The organism is Neotamlana nanhaiensis (assembly GCF_000943555.1).
GTDB lineage: Bacteria > Bacteroidota > Bacteroidia > Flavobacteriales > Flavobacteriaceae > Neotamlana > Neotamlana nanhaiensis.
Window position 1 is genome coordinate 38734 of sequence record NZ_JTDV01000002.1, and the last position, 25037, is coordinate 63770.

At 34.1% G+C, this 25037-nt stretch carries 19 protein-coding genes; 10 read left to right on the top strand and 9 right to left on the bottom strand.

The features are described 5' to 3' along the window. Nucleotides 1-23: 23 nt before the first annotated feature. Complete coding sequence (locus PK35_RS03420) at nucleotides 24-1076, top strand: glycosyltransferase (RefSeq protein WP_044625301.1); 1053 nt, start codon at nucleotides 24-26, stop codon at nucleotides 1074-1076. On the opposite strand, the gene PK35_RS03425 is transcribed toward PK35_RS03420, so the two are convergent. Further along, nucleotides 1057-2097: a sensor histidine kinase gene (locus tag PK35_RS03425; protein ID WP_044625302.1), complete on the bottom strand. Its 1041-nt coding sequence runs from the start codon at nucleotides 2095-2097 to the stop codon at nucleotides 1057-1059. The genes PK35_RS03420 and PK35_RS03425 overlap by 20 nt on opposite strands. Then, nucleotides 2097-2777, bottom strand: coding sequence for a response regulator transcription factor (locus PK35_RS03430; RefSeq protein ID WP_044625303.1), 681 nt, complete (start codon nucleotides 2775-2777; stop codon nucleotides 2097-2099). Before PK35_RS03430 ends, PK35_RS03425 begins: the two co-directional genes overlap by 1 nt. Nucleotides 2778-2973: 196 nt before the next feature. Here PK35_RS03430 and PK35_RS03435 point away from each other — a divergent pair, with 196 nt between their 5' ends. The 3 genes from PK35_RS03435 (at nucleotide 2974) to PK35_RS03450 (ending at nucleotide 6123) form a co-directional block, all read left to right on the top strand. Beyond that, the gene (locus PK35_RS03435; RefSeq protein WP_044625304.1) at nucleotides 2974-3318 is read left to right on the top strand and encodes a T9SS type A sorting domain-containing protein; all 345 of its coding nucleotides are present in this window, start codon (nucleotides 2974-2976) and stop codon (nucleotides 3316-3318) included. 104 nt (nucleotides 3319-3422) lie between these two features. Further along, the gene (locus tag PK35_RS17090; RefSeq protein ID WP_052825865.1) at nucleotides 3423-5057 is read left to right on the top strand and encodes a T9SS type A sorting domain-containing protein; all 1635 of its coding nucleotides are present in this window, start codon (nucleotides 3423-3425) and stop codon (nucleotides 5055-5057) included. 85 nt (nucleotides 5058-5142) lie between these two features. Next, nucleotides 5143-6123, top strand: a complete 981-nt coding sequence (locus PK35_RS03450; protein ID WP_044625305.1) for a LuxE/PaaK family acyltransferase — start codon at nucleotides 5143-5145, stop codon at nucleotides 6121-6123. A 182-nt stretch (nucleotides 6124-6305) separates the two neighbouring features. Here PK35_RS03450 and PK35_RS03455 read toward each other — a convergent pair whose 3' ends face one another. Then, the gene (locus PK35_RS03455) at nucleotides 6306-6638 is read right to left on the bottom strand and encodes a single-stranded DNA-binding protein (protein WP_044625306.1); all 333 of its coding nucleotides are present in this window, start codon (nucleotides 6636-6638) and stop codon (nucleotides 6306-6308) included. A gap of 435 nt (nucleotides 6639-7073) precedes the next feature. Between PK35_RS03455 and PK35_RS03460 the strand changes: the two genes are divergently transcribed. The 3 genes from PK35_RS03460 (at nucleotide 7074) to PK35_RS03470 (ending at nucleotide 14345) form a co-directional block, all read left to right on the top strand. Then, the gene (locus PK35_RS03460) at nucleotides 7074-10280 is read left to right on the top strand and encodes an Eco57I restriction-modification methylase domain-containing protein (RefSeq protein WP_082048515.1); all 3207 of its coding nucleotides are present in this window, start codon (nucleotides 7074-7076) and stop codon (nucleotides 10278-10280) included. Continuing rightward, nucleotides 10280-13663, top strand: coding sequence for a helicase-related protein (locus tag PK35_RS03465; protein WP_044625308.1), 3384 nt, complete (start codon nucleotides 10280-10282; stop codon nucleotides 13661-13663). Before PK35_RS03460 ends, PK35_RS03465 begins: the two co-directional genes overlap by 1 nt. A gap of 334 nt (nucleotides 13664-13997) precedes the next feature. After that, nucleotides 13998-14345, top strand: coding sequence for a hypothetical protein (locus tag PK35_RS03470; RefSeq protein WP_044625309.1), 348 nt, complete (start codon nucleotides 13998-14000; stop codon nucleotides 14343-14345). Nucleotides 14346-14364: 19 nt separating this feature from the next. Here the strand turns inward: PK35_RS03470 and PK35_RS03475 are convergent, their stop codons facing one another. Beyond that, nucleotides 14365-15132: an XRE family transcriptional regulator gene (locus PK35_RS03475; protein ID WP_044625310.1), complete on the bottom strand. Its 768-nt coding sequence runs from the start codon at nucleotides 15130-15132 to the stop codon at nucleotides 14365-14367. Between the two features lie 80 nt (nucleotides 15133-15212). Here PK35_RS03475 and PK35_RS03480 point away from each other — a divergent pair, with 80 nt between their 5' ends. Genes PK35_RS03480 through PK35_RS03490 form a run of 3 tightly spaced genes read left to right on the top strand, consistent with a single transcriptional unit; the run spans nucleotide 15213 to nucleotide 20042 of the window. Next, entirely contained in the window at nucleotides 15213-18251 is a 3039-nt protein-coding gene (locus tag PK35_RS03480) for a DNA polymerase III subunit alpha (RefSeq protein ID WP_044625311.1), read from the top strand. 14 nt (nucleotides 18252-18265) lie between these two features. Further along, a complete protein-coding gene (gene dinB, locus PK35_RS03485) occupies nucleotides 18266-19483 on the top strand; it encodes a DNA polymerase IV (RefSeq protein ID WP_044625312.1) in 1218 nt (405 codons plus the stop codon). 16 nt (nucleotides 19484-19499) lie between these two features. After that, nucleotides 19500-20042 (top strand): hypothetical protein, encoded by a 543-nt coding sequence (locus tag PK35_RS03490; protein ID WP_044625313.1) that lies wholly within the window; start codon nucleotides 19500-19502, stop codon nucleotides 20040-20042. Between the two features lie 20 nt (nucleotides 20043-20062). Here the strand turns inward: PK35_RS03490 and PK35_RS03495 are convergent, their stop codons facing one another. Genes PK35_RS03495 through PK35_RS18015 form a run of 5 tightly spaced genes read right to left on the bottom strand, consistent with a single transcriptional unit; the run spans nucleotide 20063 to nucleotide 24115 of the window. Then, the gene (locus PK35_RS03495; RefSeq protein ID WP_044625314.1) at nucleotides 20063-21157 is read right to left on the bottom strand and encodes an acyltransferase family protein; all 1095 of its coding nucleotides are present in this window, start codon (nucleotides 21155-21157) and stop codon (nucleotides 20063-20065) included. Between the two features lie 2 nt (nucleotides 21158-21159). Next, nucleotides 21160-22974, bottom strand: a complete 1815-nt coding sequence (locus PK35_RS03500; protein ID WP_044625315.1) for a sodium:solute symporter family protein — start codon at nucleotides 22972-22974, stop codon at nucleotides 21160-21162. 11 nt (nucleotides 22975-22985) lie between these two features. Then, complete coding sequence (locus PK35_RS03505; protein ID WP_044625316.1) at nucleotides 22986-23708, bottom strand: LytR/AlgR family response regulator transcription factor; 723 nt, start codon at nucleotides 23706-23708, stop codon at nucleotides 22986-22988. A 46-nt stretch (nucleotides 23709-23754) separates the two neighbouring features. After that, the gene (locus PK35_RS03510) at nucleotides 23755-23940 is read right to left on the bottom strand and encodes a hypothetical protein (RefSeq protein ID WP_044625317.1); all 186 of its coding nucleotides are present in this window, start codon (nucleotides 23938-23940) and stop codon (nucleotides 23755-23757) included. A gap of 4 nt (nucleotides 23941-23944) precedes the next feature. Then, on the bottom strand, nucleotides 23945-24115 hold the full coding sequence (locus tag PK35_RS18015; protein WP_082048527.1) for a histidine kinase: 171 nt from the start codon (nucleotides 24113-24115) through the stop codon (nucleotides 23945-23947). Nucleotides 24116-25037: the final 922 nt, after the last annotated feature.

Consider the following 25037-nt stretch of genomic DNA (forward strand, 5'->3'; position numbering starts at 1 on the left):
ATTTAAGGTGAATTAGATTATTTATGAAGAAAAGAATTTTAATTACTCCTTTAAATTGGGGATTGGGGCATGCCACACGCTGCATCCCAATTATTAATGCCTTACTAAATTTTGGTTTTGAGCCTATAATTGCCAGTGATGGTGTCGCACTTTCGTTATTACAAAAAGAATTTCCAGAGTTACAAACCTTAACCTTGCCTTCGTATAAAGTAACTTATGCCAAAAAAGGCAAATATTTTAAACTGAAAATTTTAAAAAATTCTCCAAAGCTTTTAAAAGCAATTAATGCTGAAAAAAAAGTTATTAAATCTATTATTGAAGATTATAAGATTGATGGCATAATTTCGGATAACCGATTGGGAGTTAGAAGTAAAAAAGTACCTTCTATTTTTATTACGCATCAATTGAATGTTTTAAGCGGAAGCACAACTTGGATTAGCACAAAAATTCATCAGAAAATAATTAAAAAATTTGATGTTTGCTGGGTACCAGACACTAATGGTAGTGTTAATTTAAGCGGCAAACTTGGTCATGTAAAGTCGTTTGAAATAGAAACCAAATACATTGGTCCATTAAGCCGTTTTACTAAAACCGAGGCCCCCGTAAAAAACGATGTTATGGTTTTAATATCGGGTCCCGAACCACAACGCACTTTACTTGAAGAAAAACTATTTGATGAATTAAAAGATTATAACGGAAAGGTTGTTTTTGTAAAAGGTAAAATGGAAGCTGAACAAATAGTAGAAACTATTGGCAACATAACGATTTACAATTTTATGACCTCCAGTTTACTTGAAAAAACTATAAACGAGAGCGATTTGGTAATTTCTCGATCGGGTTATACTACGGTAATGGATTTGGCTAAACTAAGCAAAAAAGCCTTTTTTATACCAACACCAGGGCAATTTGAACAAGAATATTTAGCCAAACGTTTAACGCAATTAGGTTTAGTACCAAGTTGTAAACAAGAAGATTTTACATTAAAAAAATTAGGCCAAATGCCACTTTACAAAGGATTAACAGCTTTTTATTTTGAAATTGATTTTGCCGATTTATTTAAGCCTTTTCTAAAGTAAACGAAAATTCACTACCAACGTTAAACTCGCTTTCTACATAAATTTTTTCGTCGTGGGCTTCAATTATATGCTTCACAATAGATAAACCTAAGCCAGAACCTCCCTCTTTTCGAGAACCACTTTTGTCTACTCTAAAAAAGCGTTCAAAAAGTCTTGGTATATTTTCAGATGAAATACCTTCGCCATTATCAGTCACCCTAACAATAACTTTGTTTTTAATTAGGTTTTCTACGCTAATCTCAGTAGTTCCTTTTTCGCTACCGTATTTAATTGAGTTTACCACCAAATTAACCAGCACTTGCTGAATTCGCTCTTTATCGGCTTTTACCAAAATAGGTTGATTATAATCAAAATCGAATGTTAGAGTAATTTTTTTCTTGGCCGCCTTCATTTCAAGCATTTCAAAAACGCTTTTAGCGAGCTCAATAATATCAAAGGTTTCGGTATTTAAACTTAAGTCACCAACCTCAAGTTTGGTTATCATATCTAAATCTTTAACAATATAACCTAAGCGCTCAATGCCTTTACTGGCTCGTTCTAGATATTTTTTACGGATAACACTATCGTCCATGGCGCCATCAAGTAATGTTAAAATATAGCCTTGAACCGTAAAAAGTGGTGTTTTTAATTCGTGCGACACATTACCTAAAAATTCTTTTCGGTATTCTTCACGAACCTTTAAGGTTTCAATTTCTATCTTTTTATCTTTTGCAAACTTATCAATCTCTTGGGTTAGGGTTCTCATATCGGTAGTTATAGAACCTTTTCGAAGATTAGTAGATTCGAGCAATGTTAAATCGTCGTATATTTTTTTTACGCGCTTGTAAATAAACCGTTCTACCCGAAACTGAATAATAACAAAACAAAAAACATAAACCGTAACAGCAAAACCTATAGAAAAATACCATTTTAACTCGTAAAACAACCATAAAAAAACACTCGCTAAGAGTGTTGTTAATAAGGTTATATATAACGAGGTATATAAAGCAAACCGGTATGATTTTTTAAATTTTGTTCGCATTAATCTACAAACTTGTAGCCTACACCTTTTATGGTTTTAAAGCTTTTATCGCCTAATTTTTCTCTTAATTTTCTAATATGAACATCAATAGTTCTGCCACCAACAACGACTTCGTTACCCCAAACGGTATCTAAAATTTCGTCTCTTTTAAATACTTTTCCAGGTTTTGATGCCAGTAAAGATAGTAATTCAAATTCTTTTCTTGGTAAAACTATTTCTTTTCCTTTTGAAGTTATTTTATACTCATCGCGGTTTATTACTAAGCTACCCACTTTAACGGTATTAGTAACGTCTTCTTCCTTATAACGACGCAATAACGCTTTTACCTTACTCACCAAAACTTTAGGTTTAATAGGTTTGGTAATATAATCGTCGGCGCCAGCCTCAAAACCGGCTACTTGCGAATAATCTTCGCCTCTAGCAGTTAAAAAAGTTATGATAGAATTTTTTAAATCGGGGATTTTTCTAATCATTTCACAAGCTTCAATACCATCCATTTCGGGCATCATCACATCTAAAATAATTAATTGAGGGAGTTCTTTTTTTGCTTTTTTTACACCTTCACTGCCGTTTTCGGCTGTAATAACTTGATAACCTTCACTAGATAAATTGTAACCTACAATTTCTAAAATGTCTGGTTCATCATCAACAAGCAAAATTTTTATGTCCTTTTTTTTCATTATAACGTATTGCTATTTTTGTGTGAACAAATATAAAACTAATAACACAATTTCATTAAAGGTACAGATTTAATAACATTAAGGTAACAATTTACTTAAGAAAACTGTGTCTTTCGACGTATGAATCAAATCTTTAACAGTTTTTTGGCATCAAATTTGTAAGATTTTATTAATTTTACTCAATCTAAAAGCACCTATGAAAAAAAACTACATTTACATTTTATTATTTGTTCTGGCGTTTTTTACAACTCAATATAGTGTTGCGCAGAGTGATGCCAAATTAGCATCGACTACTTCGCAAAATATTGAGGGACTTGCTATATACCCAAATCCTGTAAGTAGCGGAAAAGCTTATATAAATATTTCTACCAAATACAATTTTAAAAAACGTGTAGAATTTTACAATGTTTTAGGTAAACGTGTGTACTCGGTTGTATTAACTGGTAAAGAATTAAACATTTCAAATTTAAATCGTGGTGTTTATATTCTTAAAATAACCGAGGGTGATGTGAGCGAAACTCGAAAATTAGTAATAAAATAGTTCTAATATTATCATATAGTTAAAAAACAGCCGAATGGCTGTTTTTTTTTGGCTTGTACTTAAGTAAATAGTAGTTTTAGCTTAAATTATTTAATCCTTTTTTTATGAAAAAAATTTACTTTTTATTATTAACAACTTTAATATCATTTGCTTCTTTTGGGCAAGTTATTATAACAGAACTTGCAGACCCAAACAATAATGCTGGAGCTAGATTTGTTGAAATTTATTGTGTTGGACCAAGCTCGGTAAATCTGAATGGTTGGGAGCTTCGACGTTGGACAAATTCGAATACAGACCCACAAACCAGTGGTGTAGATTTATCTTCAATAGGTACATTAAATGTTGGGCAATTTGCAATAATTTCGCCAAATGCTTCAGAATTTGAAGCAGTTTATGGTTTTGCACCAGACATAAGTACTTCAACTGGAGGTGCCGCCGACAGTAATGGTGATGACAAAATTGCTATTTTTGATGCATCGGATGCCACAATTGATATTTTTGGAATACCAGGTAATGATGCTAACAATGCAAATACTGCCGAAAATTTTGAAGACGGAAGAGCAGAACGAGCAGCTACAGTAACTGCTCCAAACGCTACATGGACTGCAAGCGAATGGATTAGCGATAACGACCAAGGCTTTGGTTCGGGAGCACAGGATGCACCTGCTGGATTCGATCCTAAAAGTTGGATTGGAGCATCATCATCATGTGGTGTTACCTTAGGAACAGCTACTTTTGTTTGCACAACAAACACACTTGGAGATGATAATGATACGGTTACAGTAAATATTCCATATACAGGAGATGATTCTGGAATCACATCGGTTTCAACTACTTCTGGTGGAACTATTGGAGGAGACAATCCTGCTTCTGCTACCGATGGCACCATTACAATTACAGGGTTATCTGAAGGTGATGCTTGGGATATTACTTTAAACGGTGGAGATTGCGATAGCACCACAATTAGCGGAACTATTGGTTCTGATATTTGCGACCCAGCATGTTTTGATTTAAGTGAAGGTAGCGAATTGTTTGAGTTAGTTACTGTTACTGCAAACACTGACGGCGACGAGTGGACAGAAACTGCTGGAACATATGTTATGAACGGTTATTGTGGTTCTGGTTGCGCAGAAAATATTGAAACATGGCTAATATTTGGTCCGTTAGATATGACAGGTGTAACCGATTTAAATCTTGCACTTAATGCTACCGAACAATACGGTGCCACAGATTTAATTGTAGCTTATACTTCAACATATGCTGATTGTCCGTCGGCATCAACATGGACTACTACGCAAACTATTACTGATAGTGGGTTTTATGACATCGACCTATCTGGAATTTCAGGAACTGAGGTATTTATTGGAATTCAATATTTAGATGATGGAGCTGATGGCTATTCCTCATGGAGCTTATCAAATGTAGCCATAGAAGCTAACGGAAATTGCCCTACTTTAGGAACAAGACCAACATCTAGCTGTACGCCATTATCACTTAGCAAAAACCAAATTGAAGGTTTCGAGATGTATCCTAACCCAACCAATTTAGGTTATGTAAATATTTTAAGCGCTAGTAATGATGCTATGACTGTTTCAGTTTTTGATTTACTAGGAAAACAAGTTTTAAACAACACTGTAAAAAATAATACACTTGATATTTCTAGCTTAAAAAGTGGCATTTATGTTATGAAAGTAAGGCAAAACGATGCCGTTTCGACTAAAAAATTAGTAATAAAATAATTTTACTACATATACTATTTTAAAGCGCTACCATTGGTGGCGCTTTTTTATTTTATATACTTTTGCATTGGTGAAAAACAACCTAATGATAAATCCCGAAGACATTTTTAACATAAACTCGCAAGCGGCTTTTGAAAAAGCAGCATTACAAGTCTTCAAATTTCAATTTGAAAATAATAAGGTTTATCGGTCGTTTTGCGATTTATTATACAAACACCCAAGTAGTGTAAAAACAATACAAGACATTCCGTTTTTACCCATTCAATTTTTTAAATCGCACCGTATTTTAAGTAGTAAGGCTCCAATTGAGACCACGTTTACCAGTTCGGGAACCACAGGAAGCCAAACCAGTAAACATTTAGTTACTAACTTAAATATTTACGAAAAAAGTTTTACCAGAGGATTTCAGCATTTTTACGGCAATTTGCAAGACTATGTCATTTTAGGATTGCTCCCATCGTATTTAGAACGTGAAGGCTCGTCGTTAATATACATGGTAAACCACATGATAAAAACCTCAAAATATCCCGAAAGTGGTTTTTATTTAAACAACCTTTCAGAATTAAAAAACACCTTAATAAAACTAGATGTCGAAGGTAAAAAAGTACTACTTATTGGCGTTTCATTCGCCCTTTTAGACTTAATTGAAAGCCATCAATTTAATCTAAAAAACACCATTATTATGGAAACTGGTGGCATGAAAGGGCGCCGAAAAGAACTCATTAGAGCAGAACTGCACAATTTACTAAAACAAGGTTTTGGCGTTACCGCTATACATAGCGAGTATGGCATGACCGAACTGTTAAGTCAGGCCTATTCCCAAGGTAATGGTATTTTTAATTGTCCGCCATGGATGCAAATTTTAACTCGCGATACCGAAGATGCTTTAAGCATACAAGTTACAGGAAAAACAGGAGGCATTAATGTTATTGACCTCGCCAATATAAATTCTTGCGCCTTTATTGCTACCCAAGATTTAGGCAAAGTTAAAGCCAATGGCGATATAGAAATTATTGGACGTTTTGATAATTCTGATATTCGTGGCTGTAACCTTATGGTTTTATAAGCTTCAATTTTGTTAAGTTACAACACATAGCGCAAATTTTTTCAAAAAAAATAACTTCTTGTAAGGTTTAAAAACTAAACCCGACCAACTTTATGCTAAGAAAAAGAAAGATTATTGATTTTTGGTTAATTAGTGAATTCAAGCCTGATTTAAAATCAGGCTTGAATAATTTTAGGAGCTTACTATTTGCCTAACATAAGTAGTTCGCTACAAACAACTTCTGTAACGTAGCGCTTGTTTCCCTGTTTATCTTCGTAACTTCTTGAAGTTAATTTGCCCTCAATAGCAACCTCGTTGCCTTTGCTTAAATATTTTTCTACTATTTGTGCCGTTTTACCCCAAGCTACAACCGAATGCCATTGGGTATCGGTAATTTTTTCACCTTTATTATTGGTGTAGCTATCGTTTGTGGCCATATTAAATTTAGCCAATGTTTTACCAGATTCTAGATTAATAATTTCTGGATTGTTTCCTAAGTTACCAATCAACTGTACTTTGTTTCTAAGCGTGTTCATAATTTTAATTTTAGTGCTTGCCTTAATAAGCAAACGGTTAAACAGTTAATACTATCGCGTTTGTAAACTAACGACACTGCAAAGATGCAACAGCACTAAAACTTTAAACGGTTTTTAAACATTTGTGTTCGTTTGTAGTCGTTTACATCGTTTTATTGATTTAATTTGTTTGCCACAATAAACGTTTATTTTTTAAAGAGTTTTCTTATATTTACTTGTATAACTAGTTGTACACAAGCTCTGAAAAGCCAACCGCACAAACAGCACATTTGGTTTTTCCTAACGCAAAAGCCAACGCTCAAAAAACCAAAAGAGCTGTTTTTTGCCAACGCTGAAAGGAAAAAAAAACGTTAATTAAATTGAATGAAATGAGTTGAAAATATTTATATTGATGCTCGAATAAAAATTAAAAACTGAACAACCACTAACCGCTATATGAGCAAGATAAATACGCTTATAAATAACTTTTCAACCAATAATCTCATTGCTTTTTTGAGAGGCTCGATACCTTCCTTCAAACCTGATGAAGAAGATTTAGACCACTTATTCCCAGAAGATATTTATGACAAATATGAATCGATTATCAAAGTTGGAGAAGCGGAAATAGATAAAGATGACATCATTGTTATCGCTTCTAAAACAACTGAACCACTAACCGAACGAACTGGAAAAAAGAATCAATACGAAATCGCAAAAACCATTTTAAAACACGAAGTGAAAGACGCTTCACTATTCGTATTTTACGATGACGAAGGAAATTTCAGATTCAGTTTTGTAAAAGCGAATTATCTCGGAACTAAAAGAGACTTTACCGACTTTAAACGTTACACATATTTTGTAACACCAAGTCAAACCAACAAAACATTCATCAAACAAGTTGGCGGTTGTAATTTCAATTCACTAGATGAGATAATTCAAGCCTTTAGTGTTGAACCACTTAACAAACAATTCTATCAAGACATTGCAAAATCGTTCTACAGTCTTATTGGTGGAAAAGTAAAAATTGGCAGTAGAAATGTAGAATTCGACACTTCATTAAAACTTCCATCAACACCAGTTGATACTAATAGAAAAGTGTACCAAGAATTTGCAGTAAGATTAATTGGTAGAACTATTTTCTGTTGGTTTCTAAAAAGTAAGAAATCTGAAAACAGCGTTCCGCTTGTTCCCGAAAGTTGGCTATCATCAAAAACCGTTGTTGAAGTCAACAACCAACAGCATAACTATTACCATTCGGTTTTAGAAAAATTGTTCTTTTTGGTACTCAATAAAAAACAAAACGACCGAAAAGACTATGACCTACCAAACGACCACCAACTCATTCCATTTTTAAATGGTGGCCTTTTTGAAGCACAAACTGATGACTTCTTCCCTACGAATGGCAAAGGCATACATCAAGTTTCATTTGACTTAAAAATTCCAAACCAATGGTTTATTGAACTTTTTGAAGTTTTAGAACAATACAATTTTACCATTGACGAAAACAGCATTTACGATGCAGAAGTAAGTATCGACCCAGAAATGCTCGGAACTATCTTTGAAAATCTATTGGCTGAAATTGACCCAGATACTGAAAAAAGTGCAAGAAAAGCCACAGGTAGTTTTTATACACCAAGAGAGATTGTAGATTATATGGTAGAGCAATCTTTGGTACAGTATTTAAAAACCAAAGTCGATATTGAAAACGAAGAACAGCTTTTAGAACTCTTTAAAGAAGGTGGCGAAAACAAATTTGAGAAGAAACAAACCGCAACCATTTTAGAAGCTTTAAGCGATGTAAAAATATTAGATCCAGCTTGTGGTTCTGGAGCTTTCCCAATGGGAGCATTACATAAAATAATTATTGCTTTACAAAAACTTGACCCAGATGCATCTTGGTGGAAACAAAAGCAAATAGAAAACGTACCTAATGCTTTGGCAAAACAAATGCTTAAAGAAAAACTAGATGGCGAAAGTGCAGACTATGTGCGAAAATTGGGCGTGATACAAAACTCTATTTATGGCGTAGATATACAACCCATTGCTTCTGAAATCTCAAAACTGCGTAGTTTTTTAAGTTTAGTTATTGATGAAACCATTATAGATGATGCAGATAACCGAGGCATACAAGCTTTGCCTAACTTGGAATTTAAGTTTGTAACTGCAAATACTTTAATTGGTTTAGAAGAAAAGCAACAAGCCCAAGGTGCTTTTGATTTTGGACAAACAGATGAACTGCAAGACCAACTCAAAACCATACGAAACCAATATTTACAAGCTTATGGCGAAGAAAAAAACAAATTGAAAAAAGACTTTGACGACATACAAACTAAAATTCTAAAACAAGAAATTGCTGGTGGCGGACAAAACAAACGAGCCTTACAATTAGCATCTTGGAAACCGTTTAGTAATGAAAGTAATACTTGGTTTGACCCTTATTGGATGTATGGCGTTGAAAAGTTTGATATTGTAATTGGAAATCCACCTTATGTCTTTACCAGAGATGTGGATTTTGGAGTTGATTTCAAAGATTATGTTACAAATGAATATTTTTCGTCTATTTCATTACCAGACAGGTCTAGAGCTAGACAAGCAGGAAAAATTAATCTTTTTGCGGTATTTCTATTAAAGGGTAAAAGATTAATATCCAATAAAGGTAGTTTAATCTATATCATCCCTAATAATATTTTAAGAGGAACAGTATACGATGTTATCAGGTATGAACTTTTAGCCAGAAATGAAATACAATCAATTGTAGATTTAGGAGAAGGTGTATTTAGTAAAGTAACCGCTTCAACCATTTTACTTCAAATTGGTAATAGAACAGAGACGACCGAGAAAATTGATGTTATAACAGATGTAGTTTCTTTAGCGGAAAAAAATTATCAGCACAAGCAAATTAATCAAGACGTTTTTCTAGAAAACACAAGCTATACCTTTAATATAATGCTAAATGATATAGAGCTAGAACTATCACAAAAAATCAAGAAAAACAAACAAGAACTTGGTCTGTTTTGTATTGATATTATTGAGGGTATTGTTGCCCATAAACATTTAATACTAGAGAACAAAGAAGATAACTGTTTTGATTTAATTGAAGGAAAGGATGTTAAAAGGTTTTCAATAAGAGATTGCTCAAACTTTATAATTTGGAATCCAGCAGAAATACATAGGACAAGGCCTGATTATTTATGGAACGAACCTAAAAAAATAGTAATGCAAAGAATTAGCGGAGGAACAATGCCATTAGTTGCTGGATTAGATGTCGCTAAAAGAAAAGCTTTTGCTTCAACAAATAGTATAGTTTTAAAAAATGATTATAAAGAATTTTATGAGTACTTCACCTGCCTGTTAAATTCAAAGCTTCTCAACTGGTACTATGCCAATAACTTTTCAAATAATTCCAATCTCACAGTAAATATTTCGAAAACGTTTTTAGAAACACTTCCAATAAAGATAGCGGATGATTCTATGTTAGAATTAATTAATGAGTTACACAATAAAATGGAAGATACCTATGGCACACCAAGTTTCCATAATAATTATGCCAAACTAAATACTCTAGTTTTTAAAATCTATGGATTAACACATCAAGAAGTAAAAATCATCGACCCAGAATTTAACCTAACAAAAGACCAATACGAGAATTATCAAATAAATTAATGAGCAATAATTTTATAACCAATAGTGCAGACAATGCAACGCTAAAAAAGCGTTTAGAAAAACTAATACTAGCGAGTCAAGAATTAAAATTCTTGGTTGGCTTTTTCTACTTTTCGGGTTGGCAAGAAATCTATAAAAAACTACAAGACAATCCAGAGGTAACCCTAAAAATATTGGTTGGTTTACAAGTAGATAAATACTTAAGCACCATTGTAGAAGTTGGTTTACAAGACGATAGCCTAAGTCAAGAGGAGCATTTTACACAGTTTATCAAATCAATGGGTTTTGCCATTAACAATGCAGAAATGGATAATGAAGCCTTCTACAACCAAATAGAATTCTTTATTCAATTGTTAGATGAAGGCAAATTGATTATTCGTAAAACCTTAAACCCAAATCACGCCAAAGTCTATTTGTTTAGTTATAATAATACTTTGTCAGACACTTTAGACAGTAAAGGACAATTTATAACAGGTAGTAGTAATTTGACAAAAGCAGGTTTGCGAAGCCAAGAAGAATTTAATGTAGAAATCAAAGACTATGGTTTTGAAACTGCCGAAGCTTACTTTGATGAACTTTGGGAAACTGCAGTTCCTATTACTGAAGCGGAAAATGGCACCAAAATCATCATTGATTTTCTAAAAAATAAAAGTCAGGCATCTTTAATCACACCTTTTGAAGCTTATGCTCTTATTTTAAAAACCTACATAGAACTACAAGAAGCCAAAAAGATAAACGATACCATTACGAGATTGTTAGATGAAAATGGCTTTGAGAAATACCAATACCAACTTGATGCGGTAAACCAAGCCTTAAACGTAATAGAAACCTATAATGGGGTTATAATTGCTGATGTAGTTGGCTTAGGTAAATCTGTTATCGCTTCATTAATTGCTAATCAATTAGGTAAAAGAGGTTTGATATTGTGTCCACCTGGTTTAATAGGAAGCAAAAAAGAAAATTCAGGTTGGTGGGAATATTGGAACCGCTTTAAACTCTACAATTGGGATATTGAAAGCTCTGGTAATCTGGAGGCAGTTGCCGAAAGTATTTCAAAAAATAATTTGGAATACCAAGTCATTATCGTTGACGAAGCCCATAAATTTAGAAATCAAGACACTTCAGCTTATGAAGCATTAATGGACATTTGCCGAGGCAAGCAAGTCATTTTGTTGAGTGCAACACCATTTAATAATTCGCCAGCTGATGTATTTTCATTGTTAAAACTGTTTATAGTACCAGGAGCATCTGGAATTACTATTGAAGCAGATTTAGAAGGCCGTTTTAACGCCTACAATTATCGATTTAAACGATTGTCTAATATTCTTAAAAATCACAATTCTAACAATCCTGAAAAGCGAAGAAAAGCAGAACGTGATTATGAAAAAATGTTCGGTTTAACGCCACCAATTGATTTAGCAATTGTAAGAGGCAACGTTAACGCAATGGCAAATGATATTAAAAACATCATTACGCCAGTTGTTATAAGAAGAAACAGGCTCGATTTAAAAACCGATTTTGAATACAAAAAAGAAATCAATAACCTTTCAGAAGTTAAAGACCCAGAAGAGCAATTCTATGAATTGACCACTGAACAATCCGATTTTTATAATAGAATTATTCGTGATTACTTTTCAGAAACAGGTCGTTTTAAAGGAGCGATTTACAAACCAAATGAATATGAAAGTTTAAAAGAAGATGAAGATAAACTTTCAGAAGATGACAACAGAGCTTTTCAACAGCAACGAAACTTATTTGATTTTATGAGACGCTTATTGGTTAAGCGTTTTGAAAGTTCTTTTGGAGCATTTGAAAAGAGTATTCAACGCTTTTTACGTACCAATAGAATGGTATTATCATTCATTGAAAAATCTGGCAAATATGTAATGGACAGAAAAGTGATTGAGAATATCTATGACGATTCTGATGACGCAGATGATTTTACATACGAAGCTATAAAAGAAGCTCTGGAAGAGTTTGAGCGAAATGCTAAAAACAAAACCCAACCCAAGCATACCAAGATTTATGAAATTGAAAAGTTTCAATTAAAAAAAGAATTTATTGATGATATAAAAAGTGATATCAAACTTTTTGAACACATTGAACAAGAAATTAATGAACTTAATATCATTAAAAACGACCCAAAGCGTGAAGCTGTTTTAGAAACGATTAAAGAAGTTTTAAATAAAGAGTCTAACACAAAACGAAAAGTTATTCTTTTTACCGAATACACAGATACAGTAAGACACTTACAAAAGTATTTTGAAAAGGAATTATTAGGTCGTGCAATGTTTTGTGATGGTGGAATCACCAAGAAATTTGCAAAAGAATTGGATGCCAATTTTAATGCAAAATATTATGAGCAAGTTGATGATTTTGATGTGCTGATTACCAGTGACAAGCTTTCAGAAGGATTTAACCTAAACAGAGCAGGATTAATTATCAATTACGATATTCCTTGGAATCCTACTCGTGTAATTCAACGTGTAGGTCGTATCAACAGAATGAGTGCAAAGATTTTCGAAGAATTATTCATTTACAACTTCTTCCCTACTGACCAAGGTTCTGATATTGTAAAAAGTAGAGAAATTGCACAACAAAAAATGTTTTTGATTCATAGTGCATTAGGAGAAGACTCTAAAATATTTGATGCAGATGAAGAACCAACACCAAGTGCATTATACTCAAAAGCTAATATCAATCCAGAAGAAAATGATGAATTGAGTACAAGCACAATCATTAGAAATGATTACAATGAAATTGTGGAATCTCATCCAGAAGTAATAAAAAAAATTAGCGATTTACCGAACAGAGTTAAAACAGCAAAGCATTTTGAGGAAAACAATGTGGTTGTTTTGCGAAAAAAAGGAATGGCTTTGTTTTCAATAGTGCATCAATACGTAAATGAAAAACCAAACGACAAGCCATCTGAAAGAACCTTTGAGGAATTAATTGAATTTGTGAAATGTAATCCGGATGAAGAAAGGCAACCGCTTAATAGTGCGTTTTGGAATTCGTATGAGGAAATCAAAGCATTCAAACCAAAATACAAGTCTGGTAGAAGTGAATTAGCTTTAGAAAATCAAGCGAATATTGCTTTGAAAACACTTCTAAAGGAAAAAAGAGACGATTTAGACCAAGAGTTAGTTTCGTTCATTGACACACTTTTAAAGGACATTAAGAAATATAAAACGCTTCCAAAATATACCTTGAGACAATTAAAGCTATCGACAAAGGACAAAAGTTTTGATGAACTAATAGCGAATATCAAGGACTTAAGAAGACGTTTAGGAGATGATTATCTGAATGTGATTTTAAACCGAATAGATGATATTGAAAATGACGTGATAATCGCAGTTGGAAATAAGAAAATGACTAAATAATGCCAACGCTTAAAGCCATACACATTTGCAATTCGCATCAGCCAAAGCTCAAGCCAAAATTGCAAAAGAGTATGTCTTTGCCAACGCTAAAAACCAAGCTGAATGGAAAAAATCCAGTGTACAACATTGTATAAAAATAATAGCGGTTTAATCGCTTAATCAAAAGAAAATGAATAAATTAAAGGTCAGTTATAATCCGAAAAGTTAGTGCATAAAATCCACTACTATTCTTATACTAGACCGTTGAGCATAATTTAAAAAAAGAACTTTCCTGAAACAGGTTATCTAAAAATTAAACCATCTCTTTTTATAAAATCAACAAACTAAAACTACAATGCAAAAAACTTGCTTAGAATGTAACGAAAAACTCATTGGCCGAAGCGATAAAAAATTTTGTAGCGATTACTGTCGCAATGCATACAACAATAACATTAACAAAGACAGTAAAAATTTAATTCGTAATATTAACAATCGCTTACGCAAAAATTGGCGTATTCTGGAAACAATAAACACCACAGGAAAAATAAAAACTTCTAAAAAAAAGCTCACTCAAGAAGGCTTCGATTTTAATTATTTTACCAGTATTTACACCACTAAAGAAGGCAGTAATTACTATTTTGTTTACGATCAAGGTTATTTAGAACTGGAAAACGAGTATTTTTTGCTAGTAAAGCGCGAGTAGTGATTAGCCTGTAAACCATCTATATCTTTTTAATCGACTCCAATTCCACTCGTAATTCTTGAAACATATTCATAATACTGCTTAACTTAAGCTCGTCTTTATCGTATTCTTGTGTGTTTATACAGCAGGTAAACTCCCAAAGTTCTATAACATCTTCAGTTTTTACTTCGTAAGGTTGGTAGGCTTTGTTATCGGAATGTAATTCTAAACTATGTTTTTCTTTTATAGTATTGTAAACTCGCTTGTACACCAAACCATCGTTTTTAGTTAAAACAATATAGGTTCTTCCGTTTTTTACATCATTTATATCATCTAAAAATTTAGCAACAACAAACGAGCCGTCTTTTACAGGTAGCATAGAGTCGCCACTAATAGGAAATGCGCGATGCGTTCCTGTGGGTAAAAAAGGTAATTTAATTTTTTGAAGTTGCTCGATATATTCAGGATCGGCATACCCTTGCAAATAGCCTGCTGAGGCTTTTGCTGGCACAATTTCAATTAAATCTTCGTTAGCTTCGTTTACGGTAATAGGAAACAGCACACGCTTATTACCTACTTCTATAAACGACGTGTCTTTAGCAGCACGCAAATCGTTTTTTACTAAAATATCTATAGGAATATCAAAGTAATTTGAAAGCTCTATTAACCGATGTATTGGTGGTTCCGAGCGCCCTTCTTCGTAGGACCCAACCATCGATCGGGTCCATTTTAATTCTTCGGCAAAACGCTCTTGCGAAAACTTTTTAAGTCCACGAAGATGCTTTATGTTAAACTGAATATGCGTCATCTTAAAAAATAAATTTTAACATTATTTGCTACAAATATAAGCAACAAAAACTACATATAGTAGCTAATTTTGTTAATCCTATGTATTTAAATTGTCATTCATATTACAGCTTACGTTACGGCACCATTGCGCCCAAGCAATTGTTGGCGATAGCTTCTGCCAATGGCATTAGCACATTGGCTTTAACCGATATTAATAATACTTCGGCTAGTTTAGACTTTGTTCGTCTTTCGGAAAAATACAACATAAAACCCGTACTTGGTGTCGATTTTAGAAACGGTGCACAACAACAATTTGTACTATTAGCTAAAAACAACAATGGCTTTAAAAATATAAACCATTATCTATCTACCTTTTTACATGACGATAGTTTAAAAATTCCTGAAACCGCACCAGAGTTAAGCGACACTTTTGTTATTTACCCGTATAAAAATGGTGTAGATTACAACTTAAAAACTAACGAATTTTTAGGCATAAAACCTCAAGATCTCAATGCGCTTAAATTCTCGAAATGGAATAAATTACAGCACAAACTGGTTATTTTAAAAACGGTATCATTTCAAAATAAAAAAGGATTTAACACGCATCGTTTATTACGTGCTATTGACAACAATACCTTGTTGAGCAAACTCTCGAAAACCGAGGAAGGCCAACCCAACGATACCATGTTGCCATATAATGAATTGTGTGATACTTATAATGAATTTCCGCAACTTATAAACAACACCAAATCGGTTTTAGAAGGCTGCCAAATTGCATTCGATTTTTCACAAGAAACACCCAATAATCAAAAAACTTACACCAAAACCGAAGCATCCGATTACGAGTTACTAAAAAAATTAACTTACAACGGTTTGCCTTATCGCTATAAAACACCTAACAACATTATTCATGAACGTATAAAAAAAGAGCTTAATATTATAAAAGAGAAAGGTTTTGTATCGTACTTTCTTATTAACTGGCGCATTTTAGAATATGCTCGTAGCAAAGGGTATTACCACGTTGGTCGTGGTAGTGGTGCCAATAGTATTGTAGCTTATTTACTTAAAATTACCGATGTAGACCCCATAGAACTCGATTTGTATTTTGAGCGTTTTATAAATTTATATCGTAAAAATCCACCCGATTTCGATATTGATTTCTCATGGACCGATCGCGACGATGTTACCAATTTTATATTTAAAACCTTTAAAAATACCGCGCTATTAACCGTTTACAACACTTTTAAGTTTAAAGCTGCCGTACGCGAATTAGGTAAAGTTTTTGGCTTACCTAAAACCGAAATAGATAAACTTACACGTGGCAAATACCAACTACAAAACCTAGATAAACTCTCGCAATTGGTTATAAAATATAGTGAATACATTCAAGGCTTTCCCAACTATTTAGGTATTCATGCTAGCGGTATTATTATCTCGGAAAAACCAATACACTATTACACCGCCACCTTTTTGCCCCCAAAAGGCTACGCCACCACGCATTTCGATATGGTTGTAGCCGAAGATATTGGTTTGTATAAATTCGATATTTTAAGTCAGCGTGGTTTAGGAAAAATTAAAGATGCCGTACAAATAGTGGCATACAATCAACCAGAAAAAGCAGCTATAGACATCCGTGATATTAAACGTTTTAAACAAGACGAACGCATTAAATACTTATTAAAAAACGCTAAGGCTATTGGGTGTTTTTATGTAGAGTCTCCTGCTATGCGCATGCTACTTAAAAAACTACAAGTCGATAATTATTTGGGATTGGTGGCTGCTAGTTCTATCATTCGTCCTGGTGTAGCAAAATCTGGCATGATGCGCGAGTATATTTTGCGTTACCGCTATCCCGAACGCATTAAACAAGCACATCCTGTTTTGCTTAAAATAATGCCCGAAACCTATGGCGTTATGGTATATCAAGAAGATGTGATAAAAGTGGCGCATATTTATGGCGGATTAACCTTAGGTGAAGCCGATAAATTACGACGAGGTATGTCGGGTAAATTTAGGTCGCGCGAAGAGTTTTTACAGGTTAAACAGTTGTTTTTTAATAATTGTAAACACAACGGTGAAGCCGAAGCTACCACACAAGATATTTGGCGACAAATTGAAAGTTTTGCGGGTTATGCTTTTGCCAAAGGACATTCGGCATCATATGCCGTAGAAAGTTACCAAAGTTTGTTTTTAAAAGCCTATTTTCCGTTGGAATACATGGTAGCAACCATTAATAATTTTGGCGGATTTTACAGTACCGAACTTTACGTGCACGAAGCCAGAATGCATCAAGGTATTATTGAAGCGCCTTGCATAAACCAAAGCCTTAACGAAACTATAATTAAAGGCAACACTATTTATTTAGGGTTTATGTTTTTACACGCTTTAGAGCAAAAAACCATTAGTAAAGTTATTAACGACCGCCAAAACAACGGCCTTTTTGAAAGTTTAGATCATTTTATTGAACGTATACCTATTTCTATCGAGCAAATAACCATTCTAATAAAAATTAATGCTTTTAGATTTACAGGAATAAACAAGCGCGAATTACTTTGGGAAGCGCATTTAAAAATAAGTAAAACAGTTATTCAAGACCATGTGATAACGCTATTTAAAACGCAACGCATCAACTATAAAACACCGCAATTATCAAGCTCGGGATTAGAGCATGCTTTTGATGAAATGGAACTGCTTGGTTTTCCATTATGCAACCCGTTTCATTTATTACAATACCCTACAAACAACCCTTTGCGCGCTACACATTTAATAAAACTTGAAAATAAAACCATAACCATTGAAGGCTATTTAGTTACTGTAAAAAACACCCGAACAGCCAATGGTAAAACCATGCATTTTGGTACGTTTTTAGATTACGATGGTAATTTCATCGATACGGTTCACTTTCCGCCAATAGCATCAAAATACCCGTTTCGAGGAAAAGGCATTTATAGCATTACAGGAAAAATAATGGTAGAGTTTGATTGTGTAACTATTGAAGTTTCGGCTATGGAACGTTCGGCCATTATTGAAGACCCAAGGTATGCGGTAAACTCAGCAAATAAAACCTTTCAGAATAAAAAAAGTTTTGCAACACATCGGGCGCATCAATTATCGCCAATGTCGCCTAAATCGATATAAATTTTTTGTGCTTTATGAGTTTTCAGCGTTCTATAGTTCACATGGATTTAGACACCTTTTTTGTGTCCTGCGAGCGGTTGTTAGACAGTCGCTTAAATAACAAACCCGTATTAATTGGTGGCACTTCCAATAGAGGTGTTGTAGCATCGTGTAGTTACGAAGCGCGCCGCTTCGGCATCCATTCGGCAATGCCTATGCGCTTAGCAAAACAATTGTGCCCTGAAGCGATAATTTTAAGAGGCAACTCGGGAATTTACACCAAATTTTCGCAAAACGTTACCGAAGTTATTAAAGACACCGTACCGCTATATGAAAAAACATCAATTGATGAATTTTATATTGATTTAACCGGAATGGATAAGTTTTTTGGATGCCATAAATTGGCTTCAGAATTACGTCAACGCATCATTAAAGAAACCGGATTACCTATTTCGTTTGGTTTGTCTGTTAACAAAACCGTATCGAAAATAGCCACAGGCGAAGCCAAACCCAACAACGAAATCCGTATTATTTCGGGTAGCGAAAAACCATTTTTAGCGCCACTTTCGGTAAAAAAAATACCCATGGTGGGCAACGTTACCTATAAAGCCTTGTGCGATTTGGGAGTAAAACGCATTAAAACCGTGCAAGATATGCCTATGGAACTCATGCATCGTGTACTTGGTAAAAACGGATTGGTTATTTGGAAAAAAGCCAATGGCATCGATAATAGCCCAGTGGTGCAGTACCACGAACGCAAATCGATTTCAACCGAACGTACTTTTAATAAAGACACTACCGATGTTACTAAACTAAAAGGCATCATCGTTGCCATGGCCGAAAATTTAGCCTATCAATTACGGCGTGGTAATAAACTAACAGCTTGCATAACGTTTAAAATTAGATATTCCGATTTTCAAACCTATACACAACAGCAACGCATACCTTACAGCGCTATGGATCATACCATAATTCCTGTGGTTTTAGATTTGTATCAAAAACTCTATAATCGGCGCTTACTTGTTAGGCTTATTGGTGTAAAATTTAGTCATTTAGTTGAAGGCGGTCATCAAATAAATTTGTTTGAAGACAACGAAAAACAACTACGTTTAATTGAAGCTATAGATAAAATGCGTGTGCGTTATGGCGACCGAGCTGTAATAAATGCCGCCGGAATGGATGCCAAAAGTATAAGCCGATGGAATCCGTTTAACGGCGAACCACCACCACTTTTAGCCAATAGACGGCAGTAATGTTTATATTTACACCATGCACACCGTAGAGTTTACCATTAGAGAACCTAAACGACATTGGCTACTTAAAGTTTTTGTTGCTGCTGCGTTTTCGGGATTCTTTACGTATTTAGTTCACTTTTTTACAACTTCTACCTATAATACAGCACAAACATGGACATTTATCACCTATTTTCTTTGGTTTTTTGGTGTGTTATTTGTCTTTCTTATTCCGTTAATTGCGCGTCATTATATTCATTTCAATTTTTCAAAATTAAAAATTAAACATAGTTACGCTATCGGCATGCTTACTTACAACGAAAGTTGGCAAGATTTGAAAAACTTAGAATATATCTCGGTGTTTAAAACACAAAATGGTTATGAAATAAATATGTGGTTCGATAAAAATGATATTCTTAACCTTGCTGCTTTAACAGATGCCGATGAAGCCATTAACCAAGGCTTATTTTTTTCTGAAAAATTAAAGATTGATTTACTCGACGCCAGAAAACGAGGTTATCATAAATGGGTGGATAAAGTTGCATCGAGAAACTTGGGAAAAATCGTGTATTCGAAATAATTCACTAAGAATAACCAAAATTACACCTTTATAAAAATCTTTTTTCTGTATAAAAAATGCCCTAAACCTACATAAAAAGCGACCACTGTTAAGGCGTATAAAAGTGACGACAATTTTGGCGGCATCCAATCATACACATAAATAGTTTGATATAACCAACTGTGTATTGTGGAGTTTCCTAAAGGGATTTTATAGAAACACTTTGCAATAAACCCAGACAGAAAATAAATAGTAATCGCATTCATACCTACTTGCTTAAAAACACCTCCAAAATGCCATTGCTTTACATCTACAATTACATAGATAACAGCTAAAACCAGTGTAGCATAACCCGCAGACACCAATACAAAACTACTAGACCACAAGGCTTTATTAATAGGAAACCAAATACTAAACAAATAGCCTAAAGCCAGTAAAAATCCGCCTAAAACAAACAAAACGATATGCTTTTGAAGAATTCCAGAGTCAAGAATTTTAGCCACTAAAACACCAATTAAACACGTAGCAATAGATGAGATGGTGGATAAAAATCCTTCAGGATCGTAATCGGGTTTCCACATGTGCGTTCCAAAAAGTTTTAAATCGACATAATTGCACCAATTATTTGCCGCTCTTTCAAAGGTTGGTTCTATGCCATTTGGTAAAGGCGTAAATCCTAGCAGTAGCCAATATCCAATTAAAATAGAGATGGTGACACCTAACAATACTTTCCAATTACAATTTAAGTATAATACAGCTGTTATAAAAAACACAACACCAATACGCTGCAAAACTCCCGGAAAACGTATAGCTTCCCAAGAAATTACAAAAGGGAAAAACGGTGTGAAAACTTTTAAAAACAACCCTAAACCAATCAGTTTTAAACTTCTAATGGTTATTTTTTTATACGTTGATTTACTAGCTGTTTTCGATTTGTAGGCATAAAAAATAGAAATCCCTACAATGAAAAGAAAAAACGGAAACACTAAATCGGTTGGCGTAAGTCCGTGCCATTCCGCATGCAATAACGGTGCATATACATGACTCCAGCTACCAGGGTTATTTACCAAAATCATGGCAATAATGGTGATACCTCGAAGTATATCGACCGATTGTATGCGCACCGACTTCGTCATCGTTATAAAATGGTTGCTTTAATCTTTTTCCAGATTTTAATTAAAAAGAAAGCGGCCACCAAAGCCAAAATAGTTAACGGTAATGCGTAGGTGTAATCGCCATAAATCCAGTAACCTGTTGCAAACAAACAGCTATAAATAAGGACGCAACCTAAAAGCATAGCTAAAATTCCTGAAGGCACACTCCAAGCTTCGTTGGTTGTTATTACCTCAACTTGCTCTTCTTTTGCAGACTTAATTACTTTTGCCCAACCAGGACCACCTGGTTGAATGGTTTTATAAAAATTGTACAGTACACTTTTGCTTTCTGGTTGCGTTAAAAACGTAACTAAAACCCAGAGTAAGGTCGTAATTAAAACAATTAACGGAAATTTCGCCCACACTGGAAAAACACCAGTTTCTTCATGAAACAACACGGTTCCTAAAGCTGTAAAATTCAATAAAATCGAAATAATACCCGATGAAAACATCGCCGTAATTTCGCTCCACGCATTAATACGCCACCAGAACCAACGTAAAATAAAAATAAGTCCGGTTCCTGCTCCAAACATTAAAATAATATCGAATAATTGCAATGCGTTTTGTAGTACTAAAGCCAACAATGCACTACAAACCATGAGAATGACAGTTGATAATTTACCAACGGCTACTAACTGTTTTTCGGTCGCATTTTTATTGATTTGTTGCTTATAAAAATCGTTCACAATATACGACGAGCCCCAATTTAAGTGTGTAGAAATGGTAGACATATAAGCTGCCGCCAAAGACGCTAATACCAGACCTAACAATCCTGCTGGCAGTTTAGTAAGCATTGCAGAATAGGCTAAATCGTGACCTAACTTACTTTCCGCTATATCGGGAAAGGCTTGTTGAATACTCGCCACATCTGGATAAACCACAATAGATGCCAATGCTACAAGAATCCATGGCCACGGACGTAACGCATAATGCATAATATTAAAAAAGAAGGTGGCTCCAATAGCGTGATTTTCATCTTTTGCGGCCAACATACGTTGCGCAATATAACCACCGCCACCAGGTTCGGATCCAGGATACCAAGCGCTCCACCATTGTACTGCAAGCGGAATAATTAATAAAATAATAAGTGCGTTGGTATCGCTAAAATCGGGTAACAAAGATAGTTTACTGCTTACATCGGCGTTATTAATTAAAGCCGTCATTCCTCCAACTTCAGGTAAATTCACTAAATAATAAGCGGCGCCTATAGAACCAGCCATAGCCACAAAAAACAGCACAAAATCGGTGTAAACCACACCTTTAAATCCGCCAATAGCACTAAAAACAACAGTTACAAGTCCAGCTACAACAACGGTTTGCCAAGGTTGTAACCCAAGCATAATACCGCCTATTTTTATGGCAGCAAGTGTTACGGCAGACATGGCTAAAATATTAAACACAATACCTAAATACACCGCCCTGAATCCGCGTAAAAAACGAGCCGGTTTTCCGCCGTAGCGTAATTCATAAAATTCAATATCGGTGTTTACTTGAGATTTTCGCCATAGTTTAGCATAAATAAAAACGGTTAGTAGACCTGTAATTAAAAAGGCCCACCAAACCCAGTTTCCAGAAACGCCATTGGTTCTAACGATATCGGTTACAAGGTTAGGTGTATCGGTAGAAAAGGTTGTTGCTACCATCGATAAACCCAAAAGCCACCAAGGCATAGAACGACCTGATAGGAAATATTCCGAAGCACTTTTACTGGATTTCTTCGATACCCAAAAGCCAATAAATAAAGTTGTGGAAAAAAATAAGGCTATTAATATATAATCTATTGTATGTAACTGTACCATGTTATAGTTTGTTAGTTTTCTGAATCGTCGTTTGTATTAAGAATGCGTTCGCGGGTTATTTTAACGTAGTTTCTACCTATGGGTATTTTTCGGCTTGCGATTTCTACCAAATTCCCTTCAACCGATTTTACTTTATTAATAGAAATCGTGTACGATCGGTGTACACGTAAAAAGTTAGATTGTGGCAGTTCTTCTGAAATTGCGGTTAAGGATTTATGTACCACGTAATCGCCAATGGTTGTGATTACTTTTATGTAATCTTTTAAACTTTCAATGTAAAGAATATCGTTTAGGTTTACTTTTACAATCTTCTTACCTACTTTTAAAAAAATGTGTGGTTCTTGCTGAATACCAAAATCGGATGAAGCCGTACTTAAATACACTTGTTGGTAAACTTTATTGATGGTTTTTAAAAAGCGATTAAACGGTATGGGTTTTACCAAATAATCGAGCACATTAAGCTCAAAACTCTTAACGGCATATTCGCGATATGCCGTGGTAATAACTATAGATGGCTTGTAGCTTAAGTTTTCAATAAATGCAAAACCACTTAATTGCGGCATGTTAATATCTAAAAACACAACATCAATTTTTTCTTGTTCAATGAGTCGGTATGCTTTTAACGGATTAGTAAAAGTTCCTGCAATTTCAATATGATCGAAGTTTTTTAAATGTTCTTTAATCACTTCAATCGCAAGGTCTTCGTCGTCAATGATTACGCATTTAATTTTCATCGAATAGGTATTTTTAAATACAGGTTGTACATATTATTTTGTGTGATTATTTTAAAAGTACCGACACGTTTACGTCTTCAATATCGCCAATAATATCCATTTCACAAGCTATACGTTTGTAAAATTGCAAACGCTCTGAATCTACACAAACGTTTATGGAATAATTTCTTGTAAAAAATACTTGACCTTCCAGCTTTTTGCATCGTAAAGCGCATACTGCATAAGGTCTCATAATTTTATAACGAAATGGGAAGCAGGTTCCGATTTTGTATAGTTAAAGCATGCAAATTGTTTAACTTATTGAAGAAAAAATGCGGTTGTATTTGTGTGTGTAAATATTTTAGTTCTGTACTTAATTGCAGTTTGGCTAATTTTTTATTTCTACACTTTTCTAAACCCCAATCGATAACCTACTATTCGCATAACCACAGCAATAATGTGGTTAACTTCCGCAAACTGAACCAAGTTAGATGCTTCCGGCCTTATTTGAAGATAATTTAGCCCAGTACGCCCAAATACCTTATAACCAACATCACAACCAACGTTATTACATAAGTTAAATACCTACGTTTCAAAATAAGTTTAGGAACAAGATAGTGTATGGCTACCTAAACTACCAAAATATGTAACAAAAACACAACCAAGTTCGATTTTACCGAATATTAATAATCGTTAAAATAGCTTCTCGTGCTAGTTTAGTCGATTACAAAGATGTTTGGTAAGGAATAGAAATTGAAGCGAAATCGCATACGGAAGTTATTCGTTAATTAACGAAGTAGTCAGTGGCACCTATAAAATCTAGATGAACAATATAGCACATCAATAGATTTTGTAGAAGCACAAAACGCTGTCAACGGCTACGCTACCCAAGCGATGTTACTGCCAGCTTTCAATAAAGCTGACAGTAATTAAGAACAGTTAGAACAAACTTTTACCAAAAATGGATTGCCATGGTACTTGACAGACAATAAGCGTAGAATAAATTTAGAAGAATAAACTCTGTTGACACCAAGCAAAACACAGACAATGTTGTACTCGCTTATGATGAGACATTGTATTCGCAAATTTTAAACATTTAGTTTTTTAAAACCTAGAATTTTTAGTTAATTAGCTCTTTATAAGCTATCAGAATTTGGTGGTCTGCTTGCTTTAAAAAAAAGTATTCATGAAAGTAAATTTTACTGAAGAAAAAAATATCACCTACACAGAGGCTGCAAAGTTTGAATAAACCGTTTTGAGAAAATTCATGACGCTATTTTCAATGGTTTCATTAAATCGTAAATTATTGTTGCGCAAAAAATTGCAGCATTAATAAGAGAAAAACAAACA